The organism is Phyllobacterium sp. SL163, from assembly GCF_049896885.1.
Classification (GTDB): Bacteria; Pseudomonadota; Alphaproteobacteria; order Rhizobiales; family Rhizobiaceae; genus Phyllobacterium; species Phyllobacterium calauticae.
This window is the reverse complement of sequence record NZ_JAFCVE010000004.1, coordinates 264848-277168: the sequence shown is the minus strand read 5'-3', so window position 1 is coordinate 277168 and position 12321 is coordinate 264848. Positions and strand designations below refer to the sequence as shown.

Sequence of the window (12321 nt, the reverse complement as noted above, 5' to 3'; positions counted from 1 at the left end):
ATGCATCTCCTGCTTGCCCAGAAAGGCACCATCGCTGAAGGCACCGAGGCCATCGACCTCGGCCAGACGCCGGGAGATGTGTTGTTTCTGTCCGCCGCCGATACGGAACTGGCGAGCCTTGCCGCCGCACGGCGGCAGGGCGATGGTGCGGTTTCGCTGCGCCTCGCCAATATGATGAGCCTGTCACACCCGATGTCGGTCGATGCCTATGTTGAGCGGACGGCGCGCCATGCCAGGCTGATCGTTGTGCGGGTGATCGGCGGCGAGAGCTACTGGCCCTATGGCCTCGAAGCGCTGCATGCCTGCGCGGTCAACCACAAGGTGCAGCTCGCGGTGTTGCCGGGAGACGACAAGCCCGATCCGGGGCTCGACCGGTTTTCAACCGTCGCCCGGCCTGACCGCGATGCGCTCTGGCATTATCTGCTGGAGGGCGGGGCGCAGAATGCCCAGCGTTTCCTCGATTATTGCGCGGCGCTGATTTCTTCCGGCGAGAAGCCGCAGGAGGCCGCGCCCCTGCTCAAGGCGGGGTTGTGGTGGCCCGGCAACTCAGCACCTTCGCTGGAACAGATGCGCCATGACTGGATCGAAGGGGCGCCTGTCGTTGCCATCTGCTTCTACCGGGCGCTGGTGCAGAGCGGCCAGACCCAGCCCGTTGCCGCTTTGCTTGATGCGTTGCGGGCCAAGGGGCTCAATCCGCTGCCGGTGTTTGTCTCCAGCCTGAAGGATCCGGTTTCCATCGCCACGCTGGAGAGCATCTTTGCCGAAGCACCGCCCGCCGTGGTGCTGAATGCCACGGGGTTTGCCGTTTCTGCACCCGGTTCCGCGCGCAAGCCGACCGTGCTTGAACATGATGGCGCGATGGTGCTGCAGGTCATCTTCTCCGGCTCCAGCGCCGAGCAGTGGCGCCTGTCCGATCAGGGGCTTTCCGCGCGGGACCTGGCGATGAATGTTGCCCTGCCCGAGGTCGATGGCCGGGTGCTGTCGCGTGCGGTCTCATTCAAGTCGGCGCAGCATTTCGACGAGGCGGTGCAGGCCAATATCGTCATGCATGAACCGCAGGCCGACCGTGTCGCCTTCGTCGCCGATCTCGCGGCGAACTGGGCACGCCTGCGGACAAGCAAGCCGAATGAGCGCCGCGTTGCGCTCGTCATGGCCAACTATCCCAACCGGGACGGACGGCTTGGCAATGGCGTCGGGCTCGACACACCTGCCGGTACATGGCAGGTGCTGAAATCCATGCGCGATGCCGGATACGATATCGCCGATATGCCCGCCGATGGCGAAGCGCTGATCAACCATCTGATGGCGGGGCCGACCAATGCGGCCAGCGATGGGCGCGCCATCCGCGAGACGATTTCGCTCAATCAATACAACAGCTTCTTTCAATCGCTTCCCCAGGTGATTCAGGAGAAGGTGACGGCGCGCTGGGGTGCGCCGGATGCCGATCCGTTCTTCCTCGATGCGGCGCGCGGCTTTGCGCTGCCGCTCAGCCGGTTCGGTGCGGTGCTGGTCGGCATTCAGCCGGCACGGGGCTACAATATCGATCCGAAGGACACCTATCATTCGCCCGATCTGGTGCCGCCGCATGGCTATCTCGCCTTCTATGCCTATCTGCGCGGTGTCTACGATGCGCATGCCATCGTGCATGTGGGCAAACACGGCAATCTCGAATGGCTGCCGGGCAAGGCGCTGGCGCTGTCGGAAACCTGTTTCCCCGAGGCCGTGCTGGGGCCGGTGCCGCATATCTATCCGTTCATCGTCAACGATCCTGGCGAGGGCACACAGGCAAAACGCCGCTCCGCCGCCGTCATCATCGATCACCTGACACCGCCTTTGACCCGGGCCGAAAGTTACGGGCCGCTGAAGGACCTCGAAGTGCTGGTCGACGAATATTACGAAGCCTCCGGCGTCGATCCGCGCCGCCTCGTGCGGCTGAAGGTGCAGATACTTGATCTCGTCCGCGATATCGGTCTCGACAGCGATGCGGGCATTCACGATCACGATCCCGACGATCTCGCCCTGCAAAAACTCGATGCCTATCTCTGCGACCTCAAGGAAATGCAGATCCGCGACGGGTTGCATATTTTCGGCCTGTCGCCGGAAGGGCGCCTGCTCACCGATCTGGTGGTCGCGCTGGCGCGCGTGCCGCGCGGTTCGGGCGTCGGGGCTGATCAAAGCCTGCAGCGCGCCATCGCCGCTGATCTCGGCTTTGCCGGTTTCGATCCGCTGGATTGCGACATGGCAGCGCCCTGGAATGCGGAACGGCCCATAATTCTGAACGCTGTCACCAGCGATCCGTGGCGCATTGCCGGTGATACGGTGGAACGCATCGAGTTGCTGGCGGCAAAGCTGGTGGCGGGTGAAATCACTTGCCCTGCTGAATGGCAGGCATCGCAAACGGTTCTGGACGGTATCCGCACGACCCTGCATCCGGCTGTGATGGCCTGCGGTGATGCGGAAATGACCGGGCTCATGACCGCGCTGAACGGGCGTTTTGTGGCGCCGGGGCCGTCAGGCGCACCGACGCGCGGACGTCCGGACGTTCTGCCGACCGGACGCAATTTCTTCTCCGTCGACAGCCGCGCCGTACCGACACCCGCCGCATGGGAACTCGGGCAGAAATCGGCTGAACTCTTGATCCGCCGCTACACGCAGGATCATGGGGAATGGCCGACCTCGCTGGGACTGACCGCCTGGGGCACATCGAACATGCGCACCGGCGGCGACGATATTGCGCAGGCGCTGGCCCTGATCGGGGTCAAACCGGTCTGGGACATGGCTTCGCGGCGTGTCACGGGATACGAGATCATTCCGCCTGCCGTGCTTGGCCGTCCGCGCGTCGACGTGACCTTGCGCATCTCCGGCTTTTTCCGCGATGCGTTCCCCGACCAGATCGCACTGTTCGACACGGCGGTGCGGGCGGTCGGCGCGTTGCCCGAAGACGCGGAAGACAATCCCATTGCCCTGCGCATGCGCAGCGAACAGGCGCGGCTTGTGGCGGAGGGTGCCGACGAGAAGACGGCAAAGCAGCGGGCGGGCTTTCGTGTGTTCGGGTCCAAGCCCGGTGCCTATGGTGCCGGTCTGCAGACATTGATCGATGAAAAGACCTGGGACAAGCGCGACGACCTTGCCGAGGCGTGGCTGGTCTGGGGCGGCTATGCCTATGGCGCGGGTGAAGAGGGCAAGGCGGAGCGCGGTCTTCTCGAAGAGCGCCTGCGCACCGTTGAGGCCGTGGTGCAGAATCAGGACAACCGCGAGCACGATCTGCTCGATTCCGATGACTATTATCAGTTCGAAGGCGGGATGTCGGCGGCGGTCGAGCAATTGTCGGGCGAGCGTCCAGCCATCTACCACAATGATCATTCGCGTCCTGAAAAGCCTGTCATCCGTACGCTCGAAGAGGAAATCGGGCGAACCGTGCGCGGCCGCGTGACCAATCCGAAGTGGATCGCCGGGGTTATGCGCCATGGCTATAAGGGTGCCTTCGAGATGGCGGCAACGGTCGACTATCTCTTCGCCTTCGCCGCCACGACGGGCGCCGTGCGCACGCACCATTTCGAAGCGGTCTATCAGGCGTTCCTGATGGACGAGGATGTGCGGACATTCCTGAAAGACAAGAACCCGCATGCGCTGCGGGATATCGCCGAAAAGCTGGAGGAGGCCGTGCAGCGCGGCTTCTGGACCCCGCGGTCGAACTCGGCGCGCTATGAACTCGGCATGCTTGCCGCCTGAGACAATGATTCGGAAGGAGACGCCAAATGGCTGAAAAATCACAGAAACTGTTGAACCTGACCGAAGAGGAAGTCAACGCGCGCCACGCCGACAAGATGCGCAAGAAGAAGGCCGTGCGCGACAAGATCCTTGCCACCAAGACCGATGAAAAGGGACTGGTCATCGTCAATACCGGCAAGGGCAAAGGCAAGTCGACCGCCGGTTTCGGCGTCGTCTTCCGGGCGCTCGGCCACGGCATGAAGATCGGCGTGATCCAGTTCGTCAAGGGATCGTGGGATACCGGCGAGCGCTGGGTTCTGGAGAAGTTCCCCGAACAGGTTACCATCTCGGCCATGGGTGAGGGCTTTACCTGGGAAACGCAGGACCGCGCCCGCGATATCGCTATGGCCCGGGATGCCTGGGAACAGGCGAAGACAATGATCCTCGATGAGGAAACCGATCTTGTCCTATGCGATGAGCTGAACATCGCGCTGCGCTACGACTATCTGCCGGTGGAGGAAATCATCGATGTGCTCAAGCAGAAGCCGCATATGAAGCATGTGATCATCACCGGGCGCAATGCCAAGGACGAACTGATCGAGTTTGCCGATCTCGTCACCGAGATGGAAATGATCAAGCATCCCTTCCGTTCCGGTATCAAGGCGCAGAAGGGCATCGAATTTTAGAGGCGATGTTCACGCCACGCTGCTAAAACAGCGTGGCGAGCCACAGGCGGATCGGATTGCTCGGGTCCAGAAGCAGCTTTGTCGCCAGCGCCAGGCAGACGATCACCAGCAGCGGCTTGATGATTTTTGCGCCGTTCTTCATCGCCAGCCCCGCACCAACCCGCGCGCCGATGAACTGGGCGACACCCATGCACAGGCCGACCTTCCAGTTGATCACGCCGAGAAAGGCGAAAGTGGTGAAGCCGCCGAGATTGGAGGCAAGGTTGAGCAGTTTCGTGTGAGCCGTAGCCTTCAGCAGGCCGTAACCGGCCAGCGAGACAAAACTGAGCATGAAGAACGAACCGGCGCCCGGTCCGAACACGCCGTCGTAAAATCCGATTAAGGGAACGATGGCCAGGCCGAACAGGAACGGCGTCATGCGGTGGGCGCGGTCGATATCGCCCATGTTGGGCTTCAGGGCAAAATACAGCGCGATGGTGATCAATAGGACCGGCAGGAACGCGCGCAGGAGATCGCCGGGCAGAAAGCCGGCGAGGAGGGCACCCGCCACCGCACCGAGGAACGACATGAACGCCGATGGAAGCTGCTTCTTCAGGTTCACATGGCCCTTCTGGGCATAGGCTATGGTTGCCGAGGTGGAACCGAACAGCGATTGCAGCTTGTTGGTCCCCAGCGATTCCACCGGCGAGAGGCCGGCCAGAAGCAGGGCCGGAACGGTGATCAGGCCGCCGCCTCCGGCAATGGAATCGATGAAACCGGCGGCAAAGCCGGCAAGGATCAGAAGTACGGGAACATTGTCGAAGAAGGCGGGCATGGCGGGAGACTCTTTGAGAATGCGCCGGACCATAGAGGGAATTTCGGCTTTGGCGAGAACATTTCAATGCTGAGGCGATCCGCTTGTGCGAATCGCATTCTAGTGTGTTGTTTGCGCACTTGAATTCAGCCGCCGGGGCTGCGATCTATCGCGTGAAGACAGTTTGGGGGTACAATGAGCGAGAGCATCTTTGATCGCATCACCGCATTTCTTGGCGCAAAGAGTGCCGTGCAGAAGGTTGCCGATGATCCGGTCCTGACGGCGGAGCTCCTGCTTCTGATGCATGTGGCGCTGGCTGACGGCAAGACCGAAAAGTCGGAATATGCGGCGATCCTGCGCATTGCCTCCAATGATTTTGGCATTGCTCCCGACGAATTCGGCGAAGTAGCCGCCTATCTGAAGGATTTCGGCTACGAAACCTCCAGTGAACAGGCGGCGCTGGCTTTTGCCGACGTGCCGTTCGAGCGCAAGGTCATGCTGCTGCGGCACCTGCTGACGATCGCCAATGCCGATGACGATCTCGATCCGAAGGAAGCCAATCTCATCCGCCGCACGGCTGATCTTTTGGGCGTGACGCCGGAAGAGCTTCACAAGCAGCATTGATGGTTGAAGAGCCGAAGAGCGCAGCCCGTTACACGCTGGGCCTTGGATGCGAGCGGGGATGCGATCCGGCGGAACTGCGCAGCCTTGCCGAGTCGGTGCTGCATGCGGGCGGGGTAAAGCCCGGCGATCTCACAGGTATCCATTCCCTCGATGCGCGCGCGGCTGAACCGGCGATGGTTGCGCTTGCTGCGCTTTGGCAATTGCCTTTCCTGTGCTTCGATGCGGCAACCCTGGAACGGGAAACGCCCCGCCTTGCCAATCCGTCCCGGCGTGTCTTCGAACTGACAGGCAGCCACGGCGTCGCGGAAGCGGCAGCGCTTGCCGCTGCGGGACCGGACGGCGCGCTGGTGATCGGTAAGACAAAATCCGCCCATGCAACGGCTGCATTGGCAAGAAAGAGATAGACAATGACGGTTCATTTTATAGGCGCCGGCCCCGGCGCCCCCGATCTCATCACCGTGCGCGGCCTGAAACTGATCCAGTCCTGCCCGGTCTGCCTCTACGCGGGATCGCTGGTGCCGCCGGAAATGGTGGCCGAGGTGCCGGAGGGCGCGCGCGTTGTCGATACCTCGTCACTGACGCTGGACGAGATCATCGCCGAATTCGAGCGGGCGCATGCGGAAGGCAAGGATGTGGCGCGGGTGCATTCCGGCGATCCCTCCATCTATGGCGCGGTGGCCGAGCAGATGCGGCGGCTCGATGCGCTCGGCATCGACTATGACGTGACGCCGGGGGTTCCGGCCTTTGCCGCCGCCGCCGCTGCGTTGAAAAAGGAACTGACGGTTCCCGAAGTGTGCCAGACCATCATCCTCACCCGCACCTCGATGAAGTCCTCGGCCATGCCGGAGGGCGAGGATCTCGTGACATTGGGCAAATCCGGCGCGACGCTTGTCATTCACCTTTCCATCCGCAACCTCCCCCGGATCGAGACCGATCTTGTGCCGCTCTACGGCGCCGATTGCCCCGTCATCGTGGCCTACCGCGTCGGCTGGCCGGATGAACAGTTCATTCACGGCACGCTGGCGGATATTGCCGGAAAAGTGCGGGAGTCGGGCCTGACGCGCTCGGCCATGATCTTTGTCGGCAAGGGCCTGTCGGCGGATGCGTTCCGCGATTCCGCGCTTTACCACGAGGACCACAGCCACACCTTGCGGTCACGCTCGGAGTGACAGGCATTGAGGGGAGATAAAGTTTCACCCCCCTCTGTCCTGCCGGACATCTCCCCCACAAGGGGGGAGATCAGCTGTCATTACCGTTCGAATAGTTTCAGGACATTGCAAAATGGGCAAAAGCGTTGATGCCGATGTGATCTCCCCCCTTGTGGGGGAGATGGGCGGCAGCCCAGAGGGGGGTGTTAAATCCCACAAACAACACCTCTCCCGCTAGCCCAGCGTTTCCTCAATAAACCGCAGGACGCCTGATGTGTCGGGCAGGGTGTGACCGGTGGGGCGGTGCGGCCGCTCGATCATGATGACGGGCAATCCAAGCTCCCGCGCCGCGGCGATCTTGGCATAGGATGCGGCGCCGCCGGAGTTGCGGCAGACGATATGGGTGAGGCGCTTGCGGGTGAGAAACGCGGCTTCCTCATCCTTCTTGCCCGGCTTGGACAGTTCCAGCTCGAAATCATGCAGGTCGAGCGGCGTTTCCGGCGGATCGATCATGCGCACGACAAAGTACACGTCGCTTCGTCTGGAGAAGGGGGCGATGTGCTGGCGGCCGAGCGCCAGCAATATCCGGGCCTTTGCGGGAATGGCGCAAACCGCTTCGTCAAGGCTTGTGACGCTGGTCCAGGCATCGCCGGGCTTGCGCTGCCAGTCCGGCCGCTCCAGCCGGACGAAGGGTACGCCCGTGGCATCCGCCGCCGCGCGCGCATTGTCCGATATCTGCGTGGCGAAGGGGTGGGTCGCATCGACGAGCAGGGCTATGCCTTCCCTGCGGATATAGGCGGCAAGGCCGTCCGCGCCGCCAAAACCGCCGGTGCGCACGTCGCCGTCGATCCTGCCGGGATTGCTGGTGCGGCCTGCCAGCGATGAGATTGTCCGATAGCCAAGGGCGACAAGCGCGGCGGCAAGCTTGACCGCTTCCGCCGTGCCGCCGAGGATAAGCACAGGACGATCAGAGGCGGGCAAGGATTGTCCCCTTGCGGTCGGTCACGATTATTTCCACCGCGACAGGCGCACCCCTGAGGGTGGCGAGCGCCACGGCCTTGGCTTTTTCGGCGATGGACTTCGGCAGGTCGATGCCAAACCCTTGAGTCATTTCAAGCACTTCCTGCGCGGTGTTGGCATTCAGAATCCGCTCCCTCATATCCTTGTCGAAACCAAGCTTTTCCGCTTCGTCGGCCAGAAATGCCATGCTGACCTGGCTGCGGGCGGAGTGCAGGTCGAGCGCGCCCTGTGCCAGCTTGGTCAGCTTGGCGAAGCCGCCCGCGATGGTCAGCCGGTCGATGGGGTGGACCCGCAGATATTTGAGGAGCCCCCCGGCGAAATCGCCCATGTCGAGCAGCGCTATATCGGGCAGATCGTAGATCGCCTGCGCCGCATCCTCGGAGGTCGAACCGGTTGCCGCCAGCACATGGGTAAGCCCTGCGGCGCGGGATACGTCGATGCCGCGATGGATCGAGTGTATCCATGCCGCGCAGGAGAAGGGGTGGACGATACCTGTCGTGCCGAGAATGGAGATGCCGCCGATGATGCCGAGGCGCGGGTTCCAGGTTTTCTTCGCCAGTTCCTCGCCTTCCGGTACGGAGATGGTCACGACAAGATCGGCGGGCAGGTCGTACTGGGCGCAGATTTCCTCGCAGATGGCGGTCATCATGGCGCGCGGCACGGGGTTGATGGCCGCTTCACCCGGCGGAATCGGCAGGCCCGGCAGGGTGACGGTGCCAACGCCTTCGCCTGCGACAAACCGGATACCGCTGCCGGGCGCGGCGGGATGGACCGTGGAGATGATGGTGGCGCCATGGGTAACGTCAGGGTCATCGCCGGCATCCTTGACGATCCCGGCGATGGCATAGCCGTCGCCGATTGATTCGAGCGCCAGCGGAAAATGCGGGACCTCGCCCTTTGGCAGGATGATGGCGACCGGATCGGGAAATTCACCCGTTATCAGGGCAATCAGCGCGGCCTTGGTTGCGGCGGTCGCACAGGCGCCCGTGGTCCAGCCCCGGCGCAGGGGAGCAGGGTTGGCATCGTCTGGTTTTCGCAATCCGGCATCGGGTTCGTCGCTCATGCGCGTCTTATAGACCAGCTTGGGATAGAGTTGCATGATTTTTCCGATAAGTTCATGCTTGCGATGCGGAAAATTATGCTATGCGCGATGCAACAGATACGGGGAGCGCGATGAGCGCAGTGACGTCAAAATTGCCGAAGTTCGAAACGGGTCATGTCTGGCTGGTCGGGGCCGGGCCGGGTGATCCCGGGCTCTTGACGCTGCATGCGGTCAATGCGCTCGAACAGGCCGATGCCATTGTCTATGACGCGCTGGTCAACGAGGAATGCCTTTCCTTCGCCCGTGCGGACGCGGAACTCGAATATGCCGGAAAGCGCGGCGGCAAGCCTTCGCCGCAGCAGCGCGATATCTCATTGCGTCTGGTGGAACTGGCCAAGGCCGGCAAGCGGGTGCTGCGCCTGAAGGGCGGTGATCCCTTCGTCTTCGGCCGGGGCGGGGAGGAAGCGCTGACGCTGGTCGAGCATGGCATTCCCTTCCGCATCGTGCCGGGAATCACCGCCGGTATCGGCGGGCTCGCCTATGCGGGCATTCCGGTGACCCACCGCGAGACCAACCAGAGCGTGACCTTTCTGACCGGCCACGACGCAACCGGCCTCATTCCCGATACGATGGACTGGGCGAGCATCGCCAAGGGTTCCTCCGTCATCGTCATGTACATGGCGATGAAGCATATCGGCGTGATCGCCGCCAAGCTGATGGCGGCGGGCCGCGCGAAGGACGAACCCATGGCCTTTGTCTGCAATGCCACGACGGGCGCGCAGACAGTGCTGGAAACAACCCTTGCGCAGGCCGAGAACGCTGTGGAACAGGCGGGACTGCGCCCGCCCGCCATCGTTGTCATCGGCGAGGTGGTGCGCCTGCGCAATGCGCTCGACTGGCTGGGGGCACTGGACGGGCGTGTGCTGCAGGTCGATCCGCTGGGAACACGCCGCGAAAAGGATGCGGGATGAAGGGCTTTGTCATCGCCGCCCCGGCTTCGGGAAGCGGCAAGACCACGGTAACGCTGGGTTTGCTGCGCGCGCTGCGCGACAGCGGCGTGAAAATCGCGCCGGCCAAGGCGGGCCCCGACTATATCGATCCGGCCTATCACAGCGTGGCCAGCGGTGTACCCTGCATCAATCTTGATCCCTGGGCCATGCGGCCCGACCTGATCAGCGCCCTGGCATCGCGTCATGCGGAAGGCGGCAAGACGCTGGTGGTCGAGGGCATGATGGGGCTTTTCGACGGTGCGCTGGACGGCAAGGGATCGGCGGCCGATCTCGCCGTGCGCCTGTCGCTGCCGGTCATTCTGGTGCTCGACTGCGCAAAGCAGTCGCATTCGATTGCCGCCGTGGTCAGCGGCTTCCGGGATTTCCGCCGCACGCTGATGATCGCGGGTCTCGTGCTCAACCGCGTCGGCAGCGCCCGGCACGAGGCCATGCTGCGCGCCGCGCTGCAGCCGGTCGGCATTCCGGTTCTCGGCGTCATTGCGCGCGACCCGAGGCTGCATCTGCCGGAGCGTCACCTCGGGCTGGTGCAGGCGGGGGAGCATTGCGCGCTCGATGCGTTCATGGCCCATGCGGGCGAGGTCATGGGGAGGCAGATCGATCTTGCCGCGCTGCAGCAGATCGCCGGGCGTCTGGGGCCCGTCGCCTCCATGGCCAATATTGCGCGCGTGCCGCCGCTCGGCCAGCACATTGCAGTGGCGCGCGACAATGCCTTTGCCTTTTCCTACCTGCATCTGCTCGATGGCTGGCGCCGCCGCGGTGCGCAGATCAGTTTCTTTTCGCCGCTGAACGACGAAGCCCCGGCAGCGGACAGCGATGCGGTCTATCTGCCCGGCGGCTATCCCGAACTTTATGCGGAACAGCTGGCTGCGGCTGCCAATTTTACCGCCGGTATCCGCCAGGCGGCGCAGCGCGGCATCCCGATCTACGGGGAATGCGGCGGCTACATGGTGCTGGGTGAAAGCATCGAGGATGCCGCCGGAAAAGCCCATGGCATGCTCGGCCTGCTGCCGCTGCAGACCAGCTTTGCCGAGCGCCGGATGCATCTGGGCTACCGCCGGATCGAGCCGCTGGCGGCTTCGCCGTTTCCCTTTCCCTTCACCGCGCATGAATTCCACTATGCCAGCATTGTGCGCGAAGGGGATGCCGCGCGGCTGTTTCGCGTCCGCGATGCGCTGGGCGAAGATCTCGGCGAGGCGGGCCTGCGGGTCGGCTCGGTATCGGGTTCCTACATGCACATGATCGATATGGCCGGATGATGCAGATTGAGCATGGCGGCGCGCTTGATCGCGCCATAAGCCGGTTTGGCGGGCGGCGTGAAGACTGGATTGACCTGTCCACCGGCATCAACCCGGAGGCCTTTCCGCTGCCATCCATTCATCCGGACGTGTGGAACCGTCTGCCCGATGAAAACCTGCTGGCAGCGGCGCTTGAGGCAGCCCGTGTTTACTACGGCGCTTCGGCGGGCGCAGGCATTGCCGCGGCGCCGGGCACGCAGGCGCTGATCCAGATCATGCCGGATCTGACGGATCGCGGCGAGGTGGCGATCGTTGGTCCGACCTATCAGGAGCACCAGTCCTCGTTCGAGCGCGCAGGCTGGAAAGTAACGCCGTGCAGCGATGTCTCCGGGATTCCGCACTCCGCCAAAGTGGTGGTGATCGTCAATCCCAACAATCCGGACGGCCGCATTGTTGCGAAGGACACGCTGATTGCGCTGGCCAGAACATTGCAGGTACGGGGCGGTTTCCTGATCGTCGACGAAGCCTTTGCCGATCCGCATCCCGAAACCAGCATTGCCGCGCAGTGCGGGCGCGATGGCCTGATCGTACTCAAATCCTTCGGCAAGTTCTTCGGCCTTGCCGGCCTGCGGCTCGGTTTTGCCCTGACCAGCCCGCCGCTTGCGGCGAAGCTGACGGAGCGCATGGGGCCGTGGGCTGTGTCCGGTCCGGCGCTGGCGATTGCCCGGCACGCCTTTGCCGACACATCAGCACTTGCCGCTTTCAGCGCCCGGCTGACCCGCCGGCGCAAGGTCCTCTCGGCGGTTTTTTCCGGAATCGGCCTGAAGGAAATCGCGGGTACCGATCTGTTTGCGCTGGTCGAGCACGGGCGCGCCCATGCCCTGTTCGAGGCCTTGTGCGCGCAGCACGTGCTGGTGCGCAAATTCGCCTATGCACCGCGGTGGTTGCGCTTTGGCCTGCCACTGGATGAGAATGACGCAGAGACATTTCGGCAGCGTGCCATTATAGCAATGGACGCTGTGCGAAGCTGAGATTTTGAATCAACGGGATCG

General features: G+C 63.2%; 11 protein-coding genes. 8 read left to right on the top strand and 3 right to left on the bottom strand.

Annotated elements, in window-relative coordinates; all coding sequences use genetic code 11:
• Both cobN and cobO read left to right on the top strand, forming a co-directional pair.
• Window positions 1-3732, top strand: a complete 3732-nt coding sequence (gene cobN, locus ACP7B1_RS11130) for a cobaltochelatase subunit CobN (protein ID WP_426136916.1) — start codon at window positions 1-3, stop codon at window positions 3730-3732.
• 26 nt (window positions 3733-3758) lie between these two features.
• Entirely contained in the window at window positions 3759-4397 is a 639-nt protein-coding gene (cobO, locus tag ACP7B1_RS11125) for a cob(I)yrinic acid a,c-diamide adenosyltransferase (RefSeq protein ID WP_426136915.1), read from the top strand.
• Between the two features lie 22 nt (window positions 4398-4419).
• Here cobO and ACP7B1_RS11120 read toward each other — a convergent pair whose 3' ends face one another.
• The gene (locus ACP7B1_RS11120; protein WP_223612847.1) at window positions 4420-5211 is read right to left on the bottom strand and encodes a TSUP family transporter; all 792 of its coding nucleotides are present in this window, start codon (window positions 5209-5211) and stop codon (window positions 4420-4422) included.
• A 174-nt stretch (window positions 5212-5385) separates the two neighbouring features.
• Between ACP7B1_RS11120 and ACP7B1_RS11115 the strand changes: the two genes are divergently transcribed.
• Genes ACP7B1_RS11115 through cobM form a run of 3 tightly spaced genes read left to right on the top strand, consistent with a single transcriptional unit; the run spans window position 5386 to window position 6983 of the window.
• On the top strand, window positions 5386-5814 hold the full coding sequence (locus ACP7B1_RS11115; protein ID WP_223612848.1) for a TerB family tellurite resistance protein: 429 nt from the start codon (window positions 5386-5388) through the stop codon (window positions 5812-5814).
• A complete protein-coding gene (locus ACP7B1_RS11110) occupies window positions 5814-6218 on the top strand; it encodes a cobalamin biosynthesis protein (RefSeq protein WP_346305489.1) in 405 nt (134 codons plus the stop codon). The genes ACP7B1_RS11115 and ACP7B1_RS11110 overlap by 1 nt, the downstream gene beginning before the upstream one ends.
• Before the next feature lie 3 nt (window positions 6219-6221).
• Window positions 6222-6983, top strand: coding sequence for a precorrin-4 C(11)-methyltransferase (gene cobM / locus ACP7B1_RS11105; protein ID WP_426136914.1), 762 nt, complete (start codon window positions 6222-6224; stop codon window positions 6981-6983).
• A gap of 213 nt (window positions 6984-7196) precedes the next feature.
• Here cobM and ACP7B1_RS11100 read toward each other — a convergent pair whose 3' ends face one another.
• Both ACP7B1_RS11100 and ACP7B1_RS11095 read right to left on the bottom strand, forming a co-directional pair.
• The gene (locus ACP7B1_RS11100) at window positions 7197-7943 is read right to left on the bottom strand and encodes a cobalt-precorrin-6A reductase (protein WP_346305487.1); all 747 of its coding nucleotides are present in this window, start codon (window positions 7941-7943) and stop codon (window positions 7197-7199) included.
• Window positions 7930-9045, bottom strand: a complete 1116-nt coding sequence (locus tag ACP7B1_RS11095; protein WP_346305498.1) for a cobalt-precorrin-5B (C(1))-methyltransferase — start codon at window positions 9043-9045, stop codon at window positions 7930-7932. The genes ACP7B1_RS11100 and ACP7B1_RS11095 overlap by 14 nt, the downstream gene beginning before the upstream one ends.
• Before the next feature lie 110 nt (window positions 9046-9155).
• Here ACP7B1_RS11095 and cobA point away from each other — a divergent pair, with 110 nt between their 5' ends.
• The 3 genes from cobA to cobD are packed head-to-tail and all read left to right on the top strand — an operon-like array spanning window position 9156 to window position 12300.
• Window positions 9156-9995: a uroporphyrinogen-III C-methyltransferase gene (gene cobA / locus ACP7B1_RS11090; protein ID WP_288194817.1), complete on the top strand. Its 840-nt coding sequence runs from the start codon at window positions 9156-9158 to the stop codon at window positions 9993-9995.
• Window positions 9992-11290, top strand: a complete 1299-nt coding sequence (locus tag ACP7B1_RS11085) for a cobyrinate a,c-diamide synthase (RefSeq protein WP_346305486.1) — start codon at window positions 9992-9994, stop codon at window positions 11288-11290. Before cobA ends, ACP7B1_RS11085 begins: the two co-directional genes overlap by 4 nt.
• Window positions 11290-12300, top strand: coding sequence for a threonine-phosphate decarboxylase CobD (gene cobD, locus ACP7B1_RS11080; protein ID WP_346305496.1), 1011 nt, complete (start codon window positions 11290-11292; stop codon window positions 12298-12300). The genes ACP7B1_RS11085 and cobD overlap by 1 nt, the downstream gene beginning before the upstream one ends.
• The last annotated feature ends 21 nt before the right edge of the window (window positions 12301-12321 follow it).